We start from the raw sequence: 19,842 nt of genomic DNA, 5'->3' as shown, positions 1-19,842 counted from the left end.
TCTTTGCTATGTGAAGATTATTTTTGTCCTTCAAGCCATTTCACTTCCGCTTCTGCCAAACGAATATAGTTAGGAACAAGCTGATGGACATCTTCAGCAGGACGATCTGCGCCTAAAAATGCAAGCACTGAAGGTCTTGGGTTATGAAATGTCCCATCTGCCAGTACAGCCGTTTCTCCTAAAATAGAGCGAATGCTCTCTACATGAAGATGCACATCTTGTCCAAGAAATAGAACAGGCTTTCCTGCCTGCTTCAGTTCATGAAGCCAATCCGTGAGCAGGATATTTTGATCTGGTTCGACCTCTTTGATCTTACCCTTTTCAAACGAATAAAGTCCGGTATAAACTTGTCCTCTTCTCGCATCAAATAGAGGTGAAATATACCCATCAAAATATTGACCATTTGCCGCAAGTGTTTCTAAACTCGAAACAGCCGATATCGGGATAGACAGCGTCCAAGAAAGTGTTTTTGCTATGGTGACCCCGATTCTGACGCCAGTGTAAGAACCAGGTCCTTTTGCCACAACGATTTTGCTTAGTTCGCTTGGTGATACACCACATTCTTTCATCAATGCTTCAACAGTGGGCATCGCTCGGACGGAATGGTTCTTTTTTAAGTATGTGATGCTCTCGCCTATTACAGTGAAATCTCTTACAAGAGCAATTCCTAGTGTATGGTTTGATGTATCAATGGCCAGTATGGTCAAATTTTTTCATCTCCTTACAAAGGGTCTCATAACGCTCCCCTTTTGCATCAAACGTGAGATGCCGTTCTTCTTCACGTTCTGTTCTCAGCATTTCAATTTTTAAATAGGAAGAAGGCAATTGAGGTTCAATAAGATGTGCCCATTCAACCAAGCATACACCTTCACCCTCAAAATATTCTTCGAGGCCGATCTCTTCTTCTGCATCTTCCATGCGGTACACGTCCATATGATATAGTGGCAGTCTGCCATCGGTATATTCTTTAATAATTGTAAAGGTGGGGCTGTTGACGATACGGGTAATTCCTAAGCCTTCCGCAAAACCTTTTGAAAAAGTGGTTTTGCCTGCACCTAAATCTCCTTCTAATGTCAATACATCGCCTGGCATCACAAGTTTGGCCAATGCAGCGGCAATTCGTTTCGTCTCATCCGCACCTTTTGTCGTCCATGTTAATTTCACCGTTGATGTCACCTCATTTCTTAAAATGATTATATCCTTTTTTCATTAACATTGTTTGTTGATCATTGTCTTTTAACATAACACTGGCTGCTTGATCATCTTTGACTTGTCCAATACGTGTGACCTGAATGCCTTCTTTTTGACATTGCGATTCAAAGCTTTCCCAATCACATTCTGGTATCGTACCAGTTAAAACAAAATCTTCTCCACCAAACAACACCCATTCAAGCCAGTCTTTGCGCAGCACCTGTAAATCTGGATGAATTGGAAGCTTATCAGCTTCTATCTCGATCATCACACGGCTCGCTTCGGCTATCTCATTCAACTCACTCGCTAATCCATCACTCACATCATTCAAGGTGACCCGCGGGAAACTTGAACAAATGTGTCCAGCAGCAATATGAGGCTGAGGCATTTTATGACGCTTAAGAAAAAAATCAGCATCGACCGCCTTAGAAGGAGCTGCTTCGTTCATTAAGATTGATAACCCAGCAGCTGATGAACCGAGTTCACCTGTGACAAAGACAACGTCTCCAGTCTGAGCACTGTGACGATAACAAGCTGTTCCCTTTGAAACCTCACCAATGACCGTCACGGTAATGACAAAGTCACTGCGGGTGGCCACTGTATCTCCACCAATCAAATCCATATGATAAGAGTCAGCCAACGCTTTCATTCCCTCATAAAGCTCCGTAACAATTGTCTCATCACCATGAGGCGGGATCGCAATTGAAACAAGATAATATTTTGGGGTCCCTCCCATTGCAGCGATGTCACTAACATTGACTGCCAGTGCTTTAAAGCCAACTTCAAATGGTGTTGAAAAGTCAAAACGAAAATGAACATGCTCCACCATTGTATCAACACAAACGACCTCTTCACAATGTGAATGAGGTTGATAAACACTTGCATCATCACCGATGCCCATGATCAAAGAGCGCTGATATGTATCTTTTGGTGTGATTCGGCGAATAAGATCAAATTCATCCATAAAAAGACAGCCCCTTCTTGCAATCAATTGGTTAAGTAGACATGAGGTCAAACACAGTTAGTATTAGTGTAGCGAATATAAGTCTCAGTTCCAACTAAAAATGATATAAAGAAAGCCTGGTGTGAAAAAACCAGGCTGAGTTGAAGTAATCTATCTTTTCTTTCTTATAGTGTAGCCAAACACATATCATTTCATTGCATCTTGGGTACTTCTAGAAAGAAAAAGACATAAAAAAAAAACGAAACTATACGTTTTCGTTTACAAGTCATAAAAATGGCGGTCCGGACGGGACTCGAACCCGCGACCTCCTGCGTGACAGGCAGGCATTCTAACCAACTGAACTACCGGACCATTTTGGTTGCGGGGGCAGGATTTGAACCTGCGACCTTCGGGTTATGAGCCCGACGAGCTACCGAACTGCTCCACCCCGCGATGATATAAAGATAACAAGCTTGGCGGCGTCCTACTCTCACAGGGGGAAACCCCCAACTACCATCGGCGCTGAAGAGCTTAACTTCCGTGTTCGGTATGGGAACGGGTGTGACCTCTTCGCTATCGCCACCAAACCTGATGGAGAGAATGTTCTCTCAAAACTAGATAACAATGTTCATGCTTCACAATAGAATATAGGTTAAGTCCTCGATCTATTAGTATCTGTCAGCTCCACGTGTCACCACGCTTCCACCTCAGACCTATCAACCTGATCATCTTTCAGGGATCTTACTTCCTTGCGGAATGGGAAATCTCATCTTGAGGGGGGCTTCATGCTTAGATGCTTTCAGCACTTATCCCGTCCGCACATAGCTACCCAGCGATGCCCTTGGCAGAACAACTGGTACACCAGCGGTGCGTCCATCCCGGTCCTCTCGTACTAAGGACAGCTCCTCTCAAATTTCCTGCGCCCGCGACGGATAGGGACCGAACTGTCTCACGACGTTCTGAACCCAGCTCGCGTACCGCTTTAATGGGCGAACAGCCCAACCCTTGGGACCGACTACAGCCCCAGGATGCGATGAGCCGACATCGAGGTGCCAAACCTCCCCGTCGATGTGGACTCTTGGGGGAGATAAGCCTGTTATCCCCGGGGTAGCTTTTATCCGTTGAGCGATGGCCCTTCCATGCGGAACCACCGGATCACTAAGCCCGACTTTCGTCCCTGCTCGACTTGTAGGTCTCGCAGTCAAGCTCCCTTGTGCCTTTACACTCTGCGAATGATTTCCAACCATTCTGAGGGAACCTTTGGGCGCCTCCGTTACATTTTAGGAGGCGACCGCCCCAGTCAAACTGCCCACCTGACACTGTCTCCCTGCCCGATAAGGGCAGCGGGTTAGAAGGTCAATACAGCCAGGGTAGTATCCCACCGATGCCTCCACCGAAGCTAGCGCTCCGGTTTCCAAGGCTCCTACCTATCCTGTACAAGCTGTACCAACATTCAATATCAGGCTGCAGTAAAGCTCCACGGGGTCTTTCCGTCCTGTCGCGGGTAACCTGCATCTTCACAGGTACTATAATTTCACCGAGTCTCTCGTTGAGACAGTGCCCAGATCGTTGCGCCTTTCGTGCGGGTCGGAACTTACCCGACAAGGAATTTCGCTACCTTAGGACCGTTATAGTTACGGCCGCCGTTTACTGGGGCTTCAATTCGCACCTTCGCTTACGCTAAGCGCTCCTCTTAACCTTCCAGCACCGGGCAGGCGTCAGCCCCTATACTTCGCCTTACGGCTTCGCAGAGACCTGTGTTTTTGCTAAACAGTCGCCTGGGCCTATTCACTGCGGCTTCTCGGGGCTTTAACACCCTAAGAAGCACCCCTTCTCCCGAAGTTACGGGGTCATTTTGCCGAGTTCCTTAACGAGAGTTCTCTCGATCACCTTAGGATTCTCTCCTCGCCTACCTGTGTCGGTTTGCGGTACGGGCACCTCTCACCTCGCTAGAGGCTTTTCTTGGCAGTGTGGAATCAGGAACTTCGCTACTAAATTTCGCTCGCCATCACAGCTCAGCCTTTACGGGAAACGGATTTGCCTATTTCCCAGCCTAACTGCTTGGACGCGGATATCCAATACCGCGCTTGCCCTATCCTCCTGCGTCCCCCCATTGCTCAAATGGTGAGGAGGTGGTACAGGAATATCAACCTGTTGTCCATCGCCTACGCCTTTCGGCCTCGGCTTAGGTCCCGACTAACCCTGAGCGGACGAGCCTTCCTCAGGAAACCTTAGGCATTCGGTGGACGGGATTCTCACCCGTCTTTCGCTACTCATACCGGCATTCTCACTTCTAAGCGCTCCACCAGTCCTTCCGGTCTGGCTTCACAGCCCTTAGAACGCTCTCCTACCACTGTTCGTAAGAACAGTCCGCAGCTTCGGTGATACGTTTAGCCCCGGTACATTTTCGGCGCAGAGTCACTCGACCAGTGAGCTATTACGCACTCTTTAAATGGTGGCTGCTTCTAAGCCAACATCCTGGTTGTCTAAGCAACTCCACATCCTTTTCCACTTAACGTATACTTTGGGACCTTAGCTGGCGGTCTGGGCTGTTTCCCTTTCGACTACGGATCTTATCACTCGCAGTCTGACTCCCAAGGATAAGTCATCGGCATTCGGAGTTTGACTGAATTCGGTAACCCGGTAGGGGCCCCTAGTCCAATCAGTGCTCTACCTCCGAGACTCTTACCTTGAGGCTAGCCCTAAAGCTATTTCGGAGAGAACCAGCTATCTCCAGGTTCGATTGGCATTTCACCCCTACCCACACCTCATCCCCGCACTTTTCAACGTGCGTGGGTTCGGGCCTCCATTCAGTGTTACCTGAACTTCACCCTGGACATGGGTAGATCACCTGGTTTCGGGTCTACGACCACGTACTCATGCGCCCTATTCAGACTCGCTTTCGCTGCGGCTCCGCATCTTCTGCTTAACCTTGCACGGGATCGTAACTCGCCGGTTCATTCTACAAAAGGCACGCCATCACCCGTTAACGGGCTCTGACTACTTGTAGGCACACGGTTTCAGGATCTATTTCACTCCCCTTCCGGGGTGCTTTTCACCTTTCCCTCACGGTACTGGTTCACTATCGGTCACTAGGGAGTATTTAGCCTTGGGAGATGGTCCTCCCGGATTCCGACGGAATTTCACGTGTTCCGCCGTACTCAGGATCCACTCTGGAGAGAATAACATTTCAGTTACAGGGCTGTTACCTTCTTTGGCGGGCCTTTCCAGACCTCTTCGCTTATATCATTCCTTTGTAACTCCGTATAGAGTGTCCTACAACCCCAAGAGGCAAGCCTCTTGGTTTGGGCTGTTCCCGTTTCGCTCGCCGCTACTCAGGGAATCGCATTTGCTTTCTCTTCCTCCGGGTACTTAGATGTTTCAGTTCCCCGGGTATGCCTTCTCATACTCTATGTATTCAAGTATGGATACTACTCCATTACGAGCAGTGGGTTTCCCCATTCGGAAATCTCCGGATCAAAGCTTGCTTACAGCTCCCCGAAGCATATCGGTGTTCGTCCCGTCCTTCATCGGCTCCTAGTGCCAAGGCATCCACCGTGCGCCCTTTCTAACTTAACCATTTCTTACTTTAGAAAGAATCACTATGTGTGATGAACTTTGCATTGCATTCAATGTGAATGTATTACTTATTGTTATCTAGTTTTCAAAGAACAATCCTGTCTCGCTAGAGACATGTTTTGAAGGAATGATCCTTCAAAACTAAACAAGACGAAAACGTACGCTGCTCCATATATCCTTAGAAAGGAGGTGATCCAGCCGCACCTTCCGATACGGCTACCTTGTTACGACTTCACCCCAATCATCTGCCCCACCTTCGGCGGCTGGCTCCATAAAGGTTACCTCACCGACTTCGGGTGTTGCAAACTCTCGTGGTGTGACGGGCGGTGTGTACAAGGCCCGGGAACGTATTCACCGCGGCATGCTGATCCGCGATTACTAGCGATTCCAGCTTCACGCAGTCGAGTTGCAGACTGCGATCCGAACTGAGAACAGATTTATGGGATTGGCTAAACCTTGCGGTCTTGCAGCCCTTTGTTCTGTCCATTGTAGCACGTGTGTAGCCCAGGTCATAAGGGGCATGATGATTTGACGTCATCCCCACCTTCCTCCGGTTTGTCACCGGCAGTCACCTTAGAGTGCCCAACTGAATGCTGGCAACTAAGATCAAGGGTTGCGCTCGTTGCGGGACTTAACCCAACATCTCACGACACGAGCTGACGACAACCATGCACCACCTGTCACTCTGTCCCCGAAGGGAAAGCCCTATCTCTAGGGTTGTCAGAGGATGTCAAGACCTGGTAAGGTTCTTCGCGTTGCTTCGAATTAAACCACATGCTCCACCGCTTGTGCGGGCCCCCGTCAATTCCTTTGAGTTTCAGTCTTGCGACCGTACTCCCCAGGCGGAGTGCTTAATGCGTTAGCTGCAGCACTAAGGGGCGGAAACCCCCTAACACTTAGCACTCATCGTTTACGGCGTGGACTACCAGGGTATCTAATCCTGTTCGCTCCCCACGCTTTCGCTCCTCAGCGTCAGTTACAGACCAGAGAGTCGCCTTCGCCACTGGTGTTCCTCCACATCTCTACGCATTTCACCGCTACACGTGGAATTCCACTCTCCTCTTCTGCACTCAAGTTTCCCAGTTTCCAATGACCCTCCCCGGTTGAGCCGGGGGCTTTCACATCAGACTTAAGAAACCGCCTGCGAGCCCTTTACGCCCAATAATTCCGGACAACGCTTGCCACCTACGTATTACCGCGGCTGCTGGCACGTAGTTAGCCGTGGCTTTCTGGTTAGGTACCGTCAAGGTGCGAGCAGTTACTCTCGCACTTGTTCTTCCCTAACAACAGAGCTTTACGATCCGAAAACCTTCATCACTCACGCGGCGTTGCTCCGTCAGACTTTCGTCCATTGCGGAAGATTCCCTACTGCTGCCTCCCGTAGGAGTCTGGGCCGTGTCTCAGTCCCAGTGTGGCCGATCACCCTCTCAGGTCGGCTACGCATCGTCGCCTTGGTGAGCCATTACCCCACCAACTAGCTAATGCGCCGCGGGTCCATCTGTAAGTGACAGCCGAAACCGTCTTTCATCCTTGAACCATGCGGTTCAAGGAACTATCCGGTATTAGCTCCGGTTTCCCGGAGTTATCCCAGTCTTACAGGCAGGTTACCCACGTGTTACTCACCCGTCCGCCGCTAACATCCGGGAGCAAGCTCCCTTCTGTCCGCTCGACTTGCATGTATTAGGCACGCCGCCAGCGTTCGTCCTGAGCCAGGATCAAACTCTCCGAGGTATGCAGGATGCATATCACACATGCGTTGCTACACGATGTAGCGAACTTAGCATGTGATCACTTCCTGCCTCGCCAGTTTGACTGACTACCTATGAAGTATCATAGGGTTTTTTTATAAAAAATCGAATTAACAGGTACGTTTTGTCTTGTTTAGTTTTCAAAGATCATGTTCAAAAATGGAGCGGGTGATGAGAATCGAACTCACGACATCAGCTTGGAAGGCTGAGGTTTTACCACTAAACTACACCCGCGTGGTTTGTATTGGCGCGCCCGAGAGGAGTCGAACCCCTAACCTTTTGATCCGTAGTCAAACGCTCTATCCAATTGAGCTACGGGCGCTTAATCAGGCGACTTAATTATCTTAACATATCGTTTTTATTAAGTCAACATCTTTTTAAAATTTGTTTGCCGCATGCGTGTAAACGTCTGTGTTTCAAATACGTCATCAGCGACGAATAAAAATATACCACGGATCACATAAAAGGGTCAATACATTTTTCTAAAAAAGTTTCATGTTTTTTAAAATTGATTTTTTCTTAGATCAATAGACATGTAATAGCCCTATTTTCTTCTCTTTCTTCATAATTCCAATGATTCTTAAATAAAATCTTTCTAAATACAAAGGAGGACAAAACATGGCCACATAGAATTTTTATTTATTGGAAAATTCTTAATATTTTTCCAAGCATTTAAAGGAGGTAGGAGATGATGAAAAAGTTTATCGCTTTTCAAATCATGATCGCTTTGGTGATAGGAGCTCTTATCGGCCATTTCTTCCCTGACTTCGGAATGGCCCTCAGGCCAATTGGAGATGGATTCATCAGGCTGATTAAAATGATCGTTGTTCCAATCGTGTTCTCTACCATTGTTATTGGTGCAGCCGGCAGCGGCGGCATGAAGAAAATGGGCAGCCTTGGATTAAAAACGATCATTTGGTTTGAGGTCATCACAACCATTGTTCTTGGGATCGGGCTATTATTGGCAAATGGGCTAAAGCCTGGCGTTGGCCTCGATTTCTCTAAATTAGCTAAGAAAGATATTGGGGAATTAGATGGTTATACGGAGAAGGTCGTTGACTTTAAACAAATGGTATTAGATATCATTCCAACCAATATCGTCGATGTTATGGCTCAGAATGATTTACTTGCTGTCATTTTCTTCGCCATCTTATTTGGTGTAGCGGCAAGCGGCATCGGTAAAGCCTCTGCTCCTGTTCTCACCTTCTTTGAATCAGTGGCACAAATTATGTTTAAGCTCACACAGATGGTGATGGTGACAGCACCTATTGGGGTTCTTGCATTAATGGCTGCTTCTGTCGGCCAATATGGCATTGTTTTATTAATCCCAATGATGAAGCTTGTCGGAACAGTATTTTTAGGATTATTCATTATTCTCTTTGCTTTATTCCCTCTGGTCGCACTGATCTTCCGTTTTAACTACTTCGAAGTATTAAAAATGATTTGGGATTTGTTCCTTGTTGCCTTCTCTACTACGAGCACTGAAACTGTCCTTCCTCAATTGATGGAACGAATGGAGAAATACGGGTGTCCAAAAAGAATCGTTTCTTTTGTCATTCCATCTGGTCTTTCTCTCAATTGTGACGGATCAAGTTTATATTTATCGGTTGCCTGCGTATTCCTTGCACAAGCGTTTGGTGTCGACATGAGTCTGTCACAGCAGCTTTTAATGATGCTTGTTCTTGTGTTAACGAGTAAAGGTATTGCAGCTGTGCCATCCGGTTCACTCGTTGTTCTTTTGGCAACCGCTCATGCAGTAGGTCTTCCCGCAGAAGGCGTTGCCATCATAGCCGGTGTTGACCGAATTATGGATATGGCACGAACAGGCGTGAATGTTCCAGGGCATGCCGTTGCATGTATTGTCGTATCTAAATGGGAAAAAGTATTCCGTGAGTCGGCGTGGGAAGTTCCAAAAGCAGGTGAAGAAACAAAAGGGATGTAATGTGATATGAAGGAAAGGGTTCGCCCTTTCCTTTTTTATGCTAAAAATGTTTGCTTTAGTACGGCTTTTCCTTGAGGATGCAGCTGTACTTCTGCATATGCCCCATTAATCAGCGTCATTTGCGGCGGGACATGCCCACAATCTATGTCGTAAAAAATGGGGATTTGTAATTCCTTTTGTAATTCTTCATATACATCCTGATACTGATACCCTTCAACAGGCACATTTACTGCACTACGCCCAAACATTATACCTGAACAGTGATCAAACCAACCTGCTAGTTTTAATTGAACAAGCGATCTCTTCACGCTTGCAGCATTTAATTCGCAGTTTTCGAAATACCAGAGAATCGGTTCATCTTTTATGAATGTTTTTTGAAAAGTTTTGACGTCCCCATAAGGTGTCCCTGCTAAATGACGTATGACATCAATGCAGCCACCCAGCAGTCTGCCCTTTACCATCTTTTCTTGTTGATCAACCGTATGCCAAGCGGTCGGTTCTGTTAAATGAAAGACATGTTTAATCGGATCGTCACGCTGCCATTCCTTTTGATACATAGATGAAGAAAACTGGCTTATGTCCATTTCTTCTTTTGTTGAAAGTACTTCTTCCCACATAACAGTCGTTTGATCAAGCTCTTCTCCCTGAAGATCGACTAAGTTCGGTCCATGCGCTGTGGCAATGCCTGTTTTTAATGTCAACGCCAGCAGAAGTGCACTCGTATCAGAGTAACCAAGAATCCACTTTTTCTTCATCGATGAGAAATCCAGGTGCTCTAATACCTCCATAAGCAGCTGTCCTCCCCATGGCGGGATGATGTGATCAATCTCCTCACATGTCATCATGTACTGAAGTTCGTTTGCTCGTTCTATCGCAGGCGCAGATTTTGCCTTTTCCTGCTGCCAGACCGTCTCTCCACATATGACATCGTATCCTCTATGTTTCATTCGTTCACATGAAAGTTGAAACATGTTATGTAAAGATGGCTGTACACCTGAGGAAGGTGCTGTGACGCCAATTGTTTGTCCTTTTTGCAAATGCGGATATTGTATCATTCTGCTTCCCCCCAACCTCTACTCTCTTCCCTGTCCATTTTAAAGAAAATGCCCCTTTTATAAGGGACATCTCTTCTTATTCCTTTTGACGCAGTACAGTATAGACTCCTGCAAAGATACATAGAATTCCAATGAATGAGCGTATCCCCATCTCTTCACCTAAAAGCAGCCAGCCGAGAGCTGCCCCTACGATCGGTTGAAAGAAAAAGAACAGACCGCCGCTCGAGGCATCCATCAATTGAAGCCCTCTATTCCACAAAAAGAATGCTAGAGCTGTTGAGATGATGCCTAGATAGAGAATGCCGCCCCAAATCTCTGGCCTTGCCATCTGCTCCACATCTAGATGAGGTAGGCGAAATAAAGCAGCTGGTGTTAAGACAATGAATGCAATGATGATCGCATATGTGGTCGTCACGACTTGAGGGTATTTTCCTGGAACTCGTTTCAGCAAAACAGACATCAGTGCCCAAGTTAAAGCAGCGAAAACTAATGAAAGACCGCCAACAAATTCATCTGTTTGCACTGCGACTGGTCCAATCATGAGCCATACACCTGCTGTCGCAAGCAGGATGGATGCGCACTTTCGAACAGTCATGGCTTCTTTTAATAGAAAGAACGCAAACAGCACCATAAAAGCAGGGGTCGCAGATGTAATCACAGCCCCCATTTGTGCCGACGTATACATGGTGCCAATTTCTTGGGTCACAATTGATAGGAAATTTCCGATCAATCCGATCATGACAACAAGCGGGATATCTTTTTTATCTAATCGAAAGGAATAGCCCAAGCGCCAAATGGTGCACACCAGCACGATTCCTGCTACAGCATATCTCATCCATACAAGCTCAAGCGGCGGAACCACCGCTACTGTTACTTTGACAACAACGTACATGCCGCCCCAAATACTTGCAGCGATTGCTAGGTAAAGGGCGCCTATATATTTTTCCTTCATCTTTTCCCCTCCGTTACTGGATATATTGATCGCCATATCCACAAACGGAGATCACTCTCCGTTATGGACGGAGGGTGTTTGGTACATCATGTTCAAATAAAGGCTTCCATAGCATTGTCGTCACCTCATTTGTTTTTATTTTCAGACTACTTTATAACAAATTCTGGTTGACTTCAATCCTTTTTTGTCACCATTTTTCTTCATATAATAGAAGATAAACGGGTATTGACATGCTGAATTCGTTTTCATATAGTAAGTAAAACTATAGGTGGCCACGGAGAAAAGGAGTAGAGGACGTTGGATATTGAAGCGAGGAAACACATTCCCAGCACGGAACATGAACCGTTTCTCGAGGGAATAAAAGATTGTGTGCCAACCCTGCTCGGTTATATGAGTATTGGGTTTGCCTTCGGAATTGTTGGAATTAGCGCACAGTTAAGTATATGGGATATTGCGCTTTTATCAATTTTTATTTACGCAGGTGCTTCACAGTTTATTATCTGTGCACTGCTTGTGACAGGGAGTCCCCTTTCCGCTATTATTTTCACCACATTTATTGTCAATCTGCGGCATTTATTGCTCAGCCTGACGCTTGCTCCTCATTTCACACGCTACTCTGTGAAACAAAATATAGGATTCGGTCTATTACTGACTGATGAATCCTTCGGTGTAGCGATAAATAAATTAGCGCAGCAAGGAAAGCTGAATAACAGATGGATGCACGGGCTGAACATAACAGCGTATTTATGCTGGATTGCTGCCTGTGTACTTGGCGGCATTTTTGGACACTGGATCTCAAATCCTGAAGCACTTGGTCTTGATTTTGCTTTATCAGCGATGTTTGCTGCACTGCTAGTCCTTTCGTTACAGACAGTACCCAAAAATAAGTTAACTCATCGCCTGTCACTTGTGTTGTATATGGTCATTGCTATGTTTGTTCTGCTTCATTTTGTTCCATCACATGTGGCTGTTCTCATAGCAACTGTACTTGTCGCAACTATTGGGGTGGTGACAGATAAATGATTAGCAGCTTTATGTTATGGCTCATTGTTGGTTGTATGATCGTCACCGTCATTCCGAGAGTCGTACCCTTTATATTTGTACGGAGTATTCAGCTGCCTGAAGTGGTGCTGAAATGGTTATCGTTTATTCCTATTTGTATCTTTACAGCTTTGATTGCAGAGCATCTCTTCATCCATACATCAACAGGCACAGGCGTCACCATTCACTGGATGTATCTTGCTGTCTTGACTCCTACTGTACTCATTGCTGTTTGGACAAAAAGCCTGTCACTTACTGTTCTTGCCGGTGTCATGCTGATGGGCACTGCTAGATGGTTTTTCTAAAAGAAAAAGCTTAACCACATGTGGTTAAGCTTTGTTTCATTTGACGATTCCGTATACAAATCCATCATAACCTTTTTCCCCAACAGTTTGAATCGCTGTTGCCTCTATTCTCGGTTCTTGTTTGAGTAAATCGAAAAATTCACGAGTTCCTTGTACTCGTTCATCCTCATCTGAGTCATGAAGGACTGCACCATTTCTGACGACATTGTCTGCAATAATGACTGTTCCCTTTTTCGAGAAATGTAACGCCCACTTCAGATATTTCGGATTGTTCGGTTTATCTGCATCAATGAAAATGAAATCGAATGGAAGCGCAGCCTTCTCTTTTAACTGAGATAACGTATCTAATGCCTTTCCTTCCAAAATGCTCACCCGTTCTGATAAGCCCGCTCTGCTGATGTTTTGCTGTGCGATCTGTACATGATGGCTGACAGCCTCTAATGTGATGAGTTCCCCATCCTCTTCAAGAGCACGCGCCAGCCAAATAGTACTGTATCCACCGAGTGTCCCGATTTCTAAAATACGCTTTGCATTCTTCGTTTTTGCTAATAAATAAAGCATTTTCCCTTGGGCTGGTGACACATCAATTTCTGGCAGACCCGCTTGCTTATTATGAGTAAGGGCTTGCTCCAATACATCATCTTTAGGGATCAACTTGTCTGTGATATACTCGTCAACTTTTCCCCACACGTGCTCCATTTCATCCATCTCCCTTGATTATGTCTTCTCTCTCAAGTCTACATGATGATCGTGAGAGCGTATAATCAATTCTTTTCACACATCTATTCATTTTTTTGATGAAAGACATGTGATGAGGAATACATGAAGCAACGCACTGGTTTCGGTTCTACTGGTTCAGCTTATTTTTGACATCTCCTTTTTTATCTTGAAGCTTTCCTTTTGCTTGATCCTTTTTCCCTTCTGCTTTCAAGTTTTGATGATCGGTTGCTTCACCAAGCTTTTCTTTGACTTGACCTTTGACTTGATTTGTTTTTCCTTTCGCTTTATCCATATGTCCTTTTTCTTTACTCATTTGTTCCACCTCCACGTTTGATATTATTCATTTAGCCTTTTTGAAAGATACAAAACATCTGAGTGTGCGATGTACACGTTTCAGGTATGATAGACATATTAGAAAGAAGGGTTGGTGTTCTATTTCATGATCATCTCTGAAAAAATATTCACAGTTCGTGGGTTGACCTATCATATTCGGTCCGCTTTAGCGGCTGATGCCCAACAGTTATCAGCTCTCAGACTGAAAATCGATGGTGAAACAGAATATTTAGACCGTGAACCAGGCGAAGCCTTTCTTGATGAAAAAGCATTTGAGGTTTTGATTCAAGAGGATAGCAAGCAAAGCCGGCATTTATTTTTGGTCGCTGCTATTGAAGGAAAAATTGTCGGTTTTTCAAGATGCGAGGGCCATTCACTCAAGCGCTCTGCTCATAAAGTGACATTTGGCGTCGCCATCCAGAAAGATGCTTGGGGCTATCACAGCGGGAAAGAGCTTTTAGCTGCTTCAATCGACTGGGCAGATCAGCAGGGTATTCAGAAGATGTCACTTCAAGTGCTGGAAACGAACCAAAAAGCCATTCGGTTATATGAGAACCACGGCTTTTTGATTGAAGGCGTATTAAAAAACGATAAACGGCTGAGTGACGGATTATATTATGATACTGTTGTGATGGGCAGACAGCTGCCAAGCTCCTGACTACTTACATCACATAGCCCCATATCATCGAAATCGCACTGTATATCAGAAGCAGCCCCATCACATACTGGAACGGTTTTTCGTAAGCAGTCAAAAAACGCTTATACAAAGAGCCAAATAAGCTCCAGCTGAATGTACCGAGAAAGCCAATGAGTGCGAGAATCAGCGTCCATATGACATACTGCATATTAGATTGTCCATATGGCAAAACAAATGTTGAAATCACAGTCAATCCATACAAGATCGCTTTTGGGTTGATAAATTGCAGCATCATACCAGGGATAAAATGATTGTAGCGATCAAGTGTTTCGTCATTCCCGCCTTTACTTTTCATGATTTTGACCGCTAAATAAATCATGTATGCAGCTCCGATGAACGCCATGACCCAGCCTATTTTCGGCATCACTTGATAAAGAATGAGATTAAAGAAGCAGCTCAAACACAAAATGACGAGAAATCCGATACCTACACCTAAACAAAATCGAAATGTTTGCTTGACCCCATATTTATTCGTAAAGACCATGGCCATGATGTTGTTGGGCCCTGGGGTAAAGCTGCTAACAAAAGCATAGATCAACATGGATACAATCAAAATGCCGCCTCCCTTATACGTTATTTAGACTTTAATTACTTTATTGCGTATATTACGTTTTATTGTAACGTTCGGTCTTTATAAAGTAAATAGAGAAAGGAGCTTTTTTCATGGAAGACGTACAATCGATTATTTCGAAAAATGTGAGGCTTCTTAGAGATCAAAAAAAATTAAGCCTCGAAAAGATGGCAGAATTAACTGGTGTCAGCAAGACGATGATTGGACAAATTGAAAGAGGAGAATCGACCCCTACCATCACGACTTTGTGGAAAATCGCCAACGGATTAAAGGTATCTTTTAGTGAGCTCATTCACGCACCACAGCCTGAAATCAAGGTAGTACGCAAGGAAGATGCACAGGTTTTAACTGAAGATGATGGAAAATATCGTGTATACACGACTTTCCCTTTCGATGACCGGGGGAAATTTGAAATGTACCGAGTGGAAATTGATCGAGGCGGGTCGCTTCGTGCGAGTGAACACATTGGGGGAACAGAGGAATTGATCACTGTTTTTGAGGGAGTCCTTGATTTATCCATTGGTGATGAACAATACACCTTAAAAGCCGGAGACTCTATTCGTTTTAAAGCGGACCGGACGCACACGTATAAACAAACCGGAGAACAAATGGTACGGATGCAAATGATTCTTTATTATCCTCATGAAAAAAGCTGACAGGCTTGTCCACCTGTCAGCTTTACGTTTATTTAATTAAATGCCGGATCGCGTACCACTGTTCCAGTAAATGTGACTCTATATTTTCCTAATCCTAATTCTTCAATAGAGGTTTGTTTTAAAATCCCTACCCAGCCATCCTCTGCATATACAATACTTTCTGGGATGTTTGATGTCGTATATGTTCTTGTTACTGAAACAGTTCGACTGGCCTGAGCCGTTACTTCACTGTTTGTTTGCTCCTTTGCTTCCACTGGAGCAGTTGTGACCCCAGCACCCGTTAAGACAATTACTCCAACCAAAACAGAAGACATGACCTTTTTCACAAAAAAATCCCTCCCTTTTTTGTTGAACGTATAAACTATACCATAATTTAGAACTTTTGTAAGTTTATTTTTTCATTTTTTTGAAAATTATGATATCATTGTCTTATGCTGGATAGAGTGCGTTACATACTTCTATGCATTTATCCTCATCTCAATCTAGTGAAACAATTGTGAACGGAGGTGTTTTCATGAAAAAATGGCTCATCTGTTTTCAACTTGTTTTCCTCTTCTCCTTGGCAATCACACCATTTGCTTCTGCTGCCAAATGCCCTACAGTAAAACCATGTATCACTGATCCTTAAGCATAAGAAAAGGCCGATCAAGCCTATTCTCTTGATCGGCCTTTTTATTTATTTTTGCTCTGCTTCCCAGCGGGCAACTTCTTCTCTTACTTTAGGAGCCACTTCTTTTCCAAATAGCTCAATGGCTTTCAGCACTTGATCATGCGGCATTGAACCAACCGGTACATGAAGCATAAAACGTGTGATGCCTACATTTTTTCTAAGGTGAATGACTTTCTCTGCCACGGTATCTGGATCTCCTACATACAGCGCCCCTTCTAAAGTTCTCGCTGCGTCAAACGTAGAACGAGTATAAGGTCCCCAGCCTCGCTCTCTCGCTAATGTGTTCATCACATGCTGTGTGGATGGGAAAAATTGATCTGCTGCCAGGTCTGTTTCTGCCGCAACAAATCCATGAGAATGTGATGCTACAGTTAATTTTTCAGGATCATGTCCAGCGTGCACTGCCGCTTGCTTGTACAGCTGAACGAGCGGTGCGAACTGTCTAGGACTTCCGCCAATGATGGCAAGTACAAGGGGTAACCCTAGTAATCCAGCACGTACGACCGATTCACGGTTTCCTCCACTGCCGATCCAGATTGGAAGCGGATCTTGAACAGGTCTTGGGTACACCCCAACATCCTGAATGGATGGGCGATGCTTTCCGCTCCATGTTACACGCTCTGACTGCTGTAATTTCAGCAGCAAATCAAGCTTTTCTTCAAATAATTCTTCATAGTCGTCCAGGTCATAGCCAAAGAGCGGGAATGATTCAATAAATGAACCACGGCCTGCCATAATTTCTGCACGTCCGTTTGATAGTCCGTCTAAGGTTGCAAAATCCTGAAATACACGAACAGGATCTGCTGATGAAAGGACTGTCACTGCACTTGTCAGACGAATATTTTTTGTTTGTGTGGCTGCAGCCGCTAAGACGACTGCTGGATTCGATGCGGCGAAATCCTCACGGTGATGCTCACCTACGCCAAATACATCGAGACCGACTTGATCTGCTAAAATAATTTCTTCTACTACTTCTCGAATACGCTGTGCGTGACTGACTGTTTTTCCTGTCTGAAAATCAGGTGTTGTTTCGACAAATGTACTAATTCCTAGTTCCATGATTGGAACCCCCTGTCTTATAAATATGTCACAAATTCAGAAACTGGCTTTCTGTAGCCTCTCGCTTGTCTGCTCTCTACTTTTTCTTTTCCAAGTGTAATCATTAACACAGGAACCAAATCTGATTGAATGTTTAATACCTTTTTCAATGCTTCGGGATCAAAACCGATCATCGGGCAAGTATCCCAGCCTTTATTTTTAGCCGCAAGCATAAACAGCATGGCAGATAAGGAAGCATTGCGGATCGCCTCTTCCTTCTGGAAATCTGCTCCTCTCTGCTCATAAAAATTCACGGTCTCTCTGACCATTTCTTCATATTGCTGCGTATTTAAAATGCCTAGCATTTTCAGGCCTTCATATATGTTCCCTGCGTGCTCATAAGCATTTGGATCTCCGAGTACGATGATCGCTGCTGAAGCAGAGTGCACTTTATATTGTCCAAATGCCGCTTCTCTTACTTGTTCTTTCAGCTCTTCTGTTTGGACGACAACATATTGTGTATGCTGTAAGTTAAAAGCAGATGGTGCCAGCTTGACCTCTTCAAATATGCTGTTAAGCTCTTGTCTCGAAATCGAGATATTTGGCAAAAAATTTGATGCAGATCGTCTTTCACGTACCAATGTATCAAAGCTGAGTGTCATCTTGTTTCCCCTTTTCGCGAAGTTGTTTTGCACCTAAACCGATTTTTTTTAGTAATTCAATGAGCTGCTCTTTTTCTTCTTTTTCAATAAAGGCTAGATTTTGCGAAATGACCTCTGTGTGTTTAGGGAAAATATCGTCAAACAATTGCTTCCCTTTTTCCGTCAGCCGTACATGAAATACCCGCTTATCTGAAGGCGCACATTGCCTTTTCACCAGTTCTTGTTTTTCTAGTTTGTTCACGACATATGTCATGCTTCCACTTGGGATTGAGAGGATATCGCTAATTTTTTGAACAGGCTGAGGCCCTTTACTGTAGAGCAATTCAAGGATCTGAAAGTTTTCAAATCCGATATCATAACGTTCAATGTCTTTTTGGATATTTGTAAAAAGGGCTTGATAGGCTTTCATCCACACGCGGAATAGCCTTAAATCTAATTCATGATCATGCTGCACCATGGCAACTACTCCTTTTTCAAGAAATCCTAAAACTAGGATAAATTTATCCTAACACTAGGATATTTTCTTGTCAACGAGTTTATTTCATAAAAAAAAGACCACCTTGGTTCAGTGATCCTCTTCTTTTAAGATAAAATGCATTTCAGCAATTTGTTTATATTGATTTACTTCCTGTAATGAAAACTTGGATTCAAGATCCGCCGGCGAAAAGAGAGGAATTCCTCTTCCAATGATGACAGGTACGATTTGAAGAAAAAGCTCATCAACCAATCTTTCTTTTATGAAAGATTGAAGCAGTCCCCCGCCGCCGACAATCCAAATATTCCGGCCTGTTTCATTCTTTAATTTTTTCACAAATGATAAGACATCTTCGCGAATGATATGGGTTCCTTCCAGACTGTCTTGTAACGTACGTGACATGATATAACATGTCTTTCCTTCATAAGGAAACTCATCTGGTGACAGCTGAAGCACTTGTTCATATGTATTGCGCCCCATGATCAGCGTATCGACTGACGCATAAAAGGTGTCGTAGCTCGTTTCTTCTTCGCCCTCTGTCCCTATCAGCCAATCGAGCCGGTGATCCTCTCTCGCTAAATATCCATCGATACTCATCGCCCCATAAAAAAGCAGCTTCCTTTTCTCACTCACTCCCACCACTCCCTTACTTCAAATAAGAACATATATTCTATTTTATCAAAAAGGAAAGACAAAGGCTACATAACTTTTTACGATTCCTGTTCCACCTTGACGAGAAGCTCGTATAATTTATGCGCGAGCTTGCCGGCATCAATGGTCATTTCTTCGTGAATCCATTCCTCGAGTACACCCACGACACCAGACACGACAAAAGAGGCCTCTATTTGCTCATTCTCTGTAATCGGCCGCTGATCAAGCTGCCACTCTTTCATGATTTTTTCTTTGAAAAATGCTTTGAATTGGTTTGTCGTTGGACCATTTGGTTTTACAAATAACGTCAACATATATTGATTCTCTTTCAAATACTCCGTCGTTTTGTTTAAAAAGGAAAGCATATCAAGAGGGTCCTGACTTGGAAAGGTTTCATCATATAACCCCCCGAGCTGATCGAATAGTTCTTTCTCAAGCTGTTCATATAAATCAAACACATCTTGATAGTGCAAATAAAAGGTTCCCCTGCCTAAATCCGCTTTCCTTGATAGCTCTGATACCGTAATCTGCTGCACTTCCTTTTCCTTTAACAGCTCAAGGAAGCTTTCCCGAATGGCTCTTTTTGTTTTGATTGTTCGTCTGTCCTTCATGA

At 44.5% G+C, this 19,842-nt stretch carries 19 protein-coding genes, 4 tRNA genes and 3 rRNA genes; 5 read left to right on the top strand and 21 right to left on the bottom strand.

The features are described from left to right. Positions 1-17: 17 nt before the first annotated feature. The 10 genes from tsaB to NSS76_RS03015 form a co-directional block, all read right to left on the bottom strand. A complete protein-coding gene (gene tsaB, locus NSS76_RS03060) occupies positions 18-707 on the bottom strand; it encodes a tRNA (adenosine(37)-N6)-threonylcarbamoyltransferase complex dimerization subunit type 1 TsaB (protein ID WP_270125909.1) in 690 nt (229 codons plus the stop codon). Further along, the gene (tsaE, locus tag NSS76_RS03055; protein WP_034622161.1) at positions 688-1,164 is read right to left on the bottom strand and encodes a tRNA (adenosine(37)-N6)-threonylcarbamoyltransferase complex ATPase subunit type 1 TsaE; all 477 of its coding nucleotides are present in this window, start codon (positions 1,162-1,164) and stop codon (positions 688-690) included. Before tsaE ends, tsaB begins: the two co-directional genes overlap by 20 nt. 13 nt (positions 1,165-1,177) lie before the next feature. Beyond that, a complete protein-coding gene (gene thiL / locus NSS76_RS03050; protein WP_247721764.1) occupies positions 1,178-2,155 on the bottom strand; it encodes a thiamine-phosphate kinase in 978 nt (325 codons plus the stop codon). A 274-nt stretch (positions 2,156-2,429) separates the two neighbouring features. Then, positions 2,430-2,506, bottom strand: a tRNA-Asp gene (locus NSS76_RS03045). Between the two features lie 4 nt (positions 2,507-2,510). Then, positions 2,511-2,587, bottom strand: a tRNA-Met gene (locus tag NSS76_RS03040). An 18-nt stretch (positions 2,588-2,605) separates the two neighbouring features. After that, positions 2,606-2,721 (bottom strand): 5S ribosomal RNA (gene rrf, locus NSS76_RS03035). A 61-nt stretch (positions 2,722-2,782) separates the two neighbouring features. Beyond that, positions 2,783-5,713 (bottom strand): 23S ribosomal RNA (locus tag NSS76_RS03030). A 182-nt stretch (positions 5,714-5,895) separates the two neighbouring features. Beyond that, positions 5,896-7,444, bottom strand: a 16S ribosomal RNA gene (locus tag NSS76_RS03025). The 16S, 23S and 5S rRNA genes sit together here with 4 tRNA genes alongside, the layout of an rRNA operon. Positions 7,445-7,621: 177 nt before the next feature. Further along, positions 7,622-7,695 (bottom strand) — tRNA-Gly (locus NSS76_RS03020). Positions 7,696-7,706: 11 nt separating this feature from the next. Further along, positions 7,707-7,783: transfer RNA gene (locus tag NSS76_RS03015), tRNA-Arg, on the bottom strand. A gap of 369 nt (positions 7,784-8,152) precedes the next feature. Here NSS76_RS03015 and gltP point away from each other — a divergent pair. Next, complete coding sequence (gene gltP / locus NSS76_RS03010) at positions 8,153-9,403, top strand: glutamate-aspartate/proton symporter GltP (RefSeq protein ID WP_024425437.1); 1,251 nt, start codon at positions 8,153-8,155, stop codon at positions 9,401-9,403. A 35-nt stretch (positions 9,404-9,438) separates the two neighbouring features. Here the strand turns inward: gltP and NSS76_RS03005 are convergent, their stop codons facing one another. Both NSS76_RS03005 and NSS76_RS03000 read right to left on the bottom strand, forming a co-directional pair. Then, a complete protein-coding gene (locus tag NSS76_RS03005; RefSeq protein WP_341080672.1) occupies positions 9,439-10,458 on the bottom strand; it encodes a S66 family peptidase in 1,020 nt (339 codons plus the stop codon). A gap of 76 nt (positions 10,459-10,534) precedes the next feature. Next, positions 10,535-11,410, bottom strand: a complete 876-nt coding sequence (locus NSS76_RS03000; protein WP_341080669.1) for a DMT family transporter — start codon at positions 11,408-11,410, stop codon at positions 10,535-10,537. A 297-nt stretch (positions 11,411-11,707) separates the two neighbouring features. Here NSS76_RS03000 and NSS76_RS02995 point away from each other — a divergent pair, with 297 nt between their 5' ends. Together NSS76_RS02995 and NSS76_RS02990 are read left to right on the top strand one after the other, a co-directional pair. After that, positions 11,708-12,433, top strand: a complete 726-nt coding sequence (locus NSS76_RS02995; protein ID WP_234107606.1) for an AzlC family ABC transporter permease — start codon at positions 11,708-11,710, stop codon at positions 12,431-12,433. Further along, on the top strand, positions 12,430-12,756 hold the full coding sequence (locus NSS76_RS02990) for an AzlD domain-containing protein (protein ID WP_025093547.1): 327 nt from the start codon (positions 12,430-12,432) through the stop codon (positions 12,754-12,756). The genes NSS76_RS02995 and NSS76_RS02990 overlap by 4 nt, the downstream gene beginning before the upstream one ends. Positions 12,757-12,792: 36 nt before the next feature. On the opposite strand, the gene NSS76_RS02985 is transcribed toward NSS76_RS02990, so the two are convergent. Together NSS76_RS02985 and NSS76_RS02980 are read right to left on the bottom strand one after the other, a co-directional pair. Further along, positions 12,793-13,455, bottom strand: coding sequence for an O-methyltransferase (locus tag NSS76_RS02985; RefSeq protein WP_044335146.1), 663 nt, complete (start codon positions 13,453-13,455; stop codon positions 12,793-12,795). A gap of 148 nt (positions 13,456-13,603) precedes the next feature. Next, the gene (locus NSS76_RS02980) at positions 13,604-13,789 is read right to left on the bottom strand and encodes a CsbD family protein (protein WP_024425431.1); all 186 of its coding nucleotides are present in this window, start codon (positions 13,787-13,789) and stop codon (positions 13,604-13,606) included. A 126-nt stretch (positions 13,790-13,915) separates the two neighbouring features. Here NSS76_RS02980 and NSS76_RS02975 point away from each other — a divergent pair, with 126 nt between their 5' ends. Beyond that, a complete protein-coding gene (locus tag NSS76_RS02975) occupies positions 13,916-14,467 on the top strand; it encodes a GNAT family N-acetyltransferase (RefSeq protein WP_234107605.1) in 552 nt (183 codons plus the stop codon). Between the two features lie 4 nt (positions 14,468-14,471). Here the strand turns inward: NSS76_RS02975 and NSS76_RS02970 are convergent, their stop codons facing one another. Then, positions 14,472-15,059 (bottom strand): LysE family transporter, encoded by a 588-nt coding sequence (locus tag NSS76_RS02970; RefSeq protein ID WP_234107604.1) that lies wholly within the window; start codon positions 15,057-15,059, stop codon positions 14,472-14,474. A gap of 110 nt (positions 15,060-15,169) precedes the next feature. Between NSS76_RS02970 and NSS76_RS02965 the strand changes: the two genes are divergently transcribed. Beyond that, complete coding sequence (locus tag NSS76_RS02965) at positions 15,170-15,733, top strand: helix-turn-helix domain-containing protein (protein WP_024425428.1); 564 nt, start codon at positions 15,170-15,172, stop codon at positions 15,731-15,733. Positions 15,734-15,765: 32 nt separating this feature from the next. On the opposite strand, the gene NSS76_RS02960 is transcribed toward NSS76_RS02965, so the two are convergent. The 6 genes from NSS76_RS02960 to NSS76_RS02935 all read right to left on the bottom strand — a co-directional run bounded on the left by NSS76_RS02960 (position 15,766) and on the right by NSS76_RS02935 (position 19,840). Further along, positions 15,766-16,059, bottom strand: a complete 294-nt coding sequence (locus NSS76_RS02960) for a hypothetical protein (protein WP_270125915.1) — start codon at positions 16,057-16,059, stop codon at positions 15,766-15,768. A gap of 350 nt (positions 16,060-16,409) precedes the next feature. Then, positions 16,410-17,462, bottom strand: coding sequence for an LLM class flavin-dependent oxidoreductase (locus NSS76_RS02955; protein ID WP_024425426.1), 1,053 nt, complete (start codon positions 17,460-17,462; stop codon positions 16,410-16,412). A 17-nt stretch (positions 17,463-17,479) separates the two neighbouring features. Beyond that, a complete protein-coding gene (locus NSS76_RS02950) occupies positions 17,480-18,103 on the bottom strand; it encodes a nitroreductase family protein (RefSeq protein WP_283859901.1) in 624 nt (207 codons plus the stop codon). Further along, the gene (locus NSS76_RS02945; RefSeq protein ID WP_041116800.1) at positions 18,087-18,560 is read right to left on the bottom strand and encodes a MarR family winged helix-turn-helix transcriptional regulator; all 474 of its coding nucleotides are present in this window, start codon (positions 18,558-18,560) and stop codon (positions 18,087-18,089) included. Before NSS76_RS02945 ends, NSS76_RS02950 begins: the two co-directional genes overlap by 17 nt. 108 nt (positions 18,561-18,668) lie before the next feature. Next, on the bottom strand, positions 18,669-19,211 hold the full coding sequence (locus NSS76_RS02940; protein ID WP_024427796.1) for a dihydrofolate reductase family protein: 543 nt from the start codon (positions 19,209-19,211) through the stop codon (positions 18,669-18,671). Between the two features lie 77 nt (positions 19,212-19,288). Further along, positions 19,289-19,840 carry a TetR/AcrR family transcriptional regulator gene (locus tag NSS76_RS02935; RefSeq protein WP_048240359.1) on the bottom strand — a complete coding sequence of 184 codons (552 nt, stop codon included), beginning with the start codon at positions 19,838-19,840 and terminating at the stop codon, positions 19,289-19,291. Positions 19,841-19,842 lie beyond the last annotated feature (2 nt).

This window comes from Bacillus sp. FSL R5-0654, from assembly GCF_038008745.1.
GTDB lineage: Bacteria > Bacillota > Bacilli > Bacillales > Bacillaceae > Bacillus > Bacillus safensis.
The sequence above is the reverse complement of the archived record's forward strand: the minus strand, read 5'-3'. Positions and strand labels throughout refer to the sequence as shown.

Bases quoted from the DNA above. Each gene is read 5' to 3' on its own strand.
- gltP (WP_024425437.1), top strand. From the start codon at position 8,153: ATGAAAAAGTTTATCGCTTTTCAAATCATGATCGCTTTGGTGATAGGA.
- NSS76_RS02950 (WP_283859901.1), bottom strand. From the start codon at position 18,103: ATGACACTCAGCTTTGATACATTGGTACGTGAAAGACGATCTGCATCA.
- NSS76_RS02985 (WP_044335146.1), bottom strand. From the start codon at position 13,455: ATGGAGCACGTGTGGGGAAAAGTTGACGAGTATATCACAGACAAGTTG.
- NSS76_RS02955 (WP_024425426.1), bottom strand. From the start codon at position 17,462: ATGGAACTAGGAATTAGTACATTTGTCGAAACAACACCTGATTTTCAG.
- NSS76_RS02945 (WP_041116800.1), bottom strand. From the start codon at position 18,560: ATGGTGCAGCATGATCATGAATTAGATTTAAGGCTATTCCGCGTGTGG.
- thiL (WP_247721764.1), bottom strand. From the start codon at position 2,155: ATGGATGAATTTGATCTTATTCGCCGAATCACACCAAAAGATACATAT.
- NSS76_RS02935 (WP_048240359.1), bottom strand. From the start codon at position 19,840: ATGAAGGACAGACGAACAATCAAAACAAAAAGAGCCATTCGGGAAAGC.
- NSS76_RS03000 (WP_341080669.1), bottom strand. From the start codon at position 11,410: ATGAAGGAAAAATATATAGGCGCCCTTTACCTAGCAATCGCTGCAAGT.
- NSS76_RS02980 (WP_024425431.1), bottom strand. From the start codon at position 13,789: ATGAGTAAAGAAAAAGGACATATGGATAAAGCGAAAGGAAAAACAAAT.
- NSS76_RS02975 (WP_234107605.1), top strand. From the start codon at position 13,916: ATGATCATCTCTGAAAAAATATTCACAGTTCGTGGGTTGACCTATCAT.
- NSS76_RS02990 (WP_025093547.1), top strand. From the start codon at position 12,430: ATGATTAGCAGCTTTATGTTATGGCTCATTGTTGGTTGTATGATCGTC.
- NSS76_RS02965 (WP_024425428.1), top strand. From the start codon at position 15,170: ATGGAAGACGTACAATCGATTATTTCGAAAAATGTGAGGCTTCTTAGA.
- NSS76_RS03005 (WP_341080672.1), bottom strand. From the start codon at position 10,458: ATGATACAATATCCGCATTTGCAAAAAGGACAAACAATTGGCGTCACA.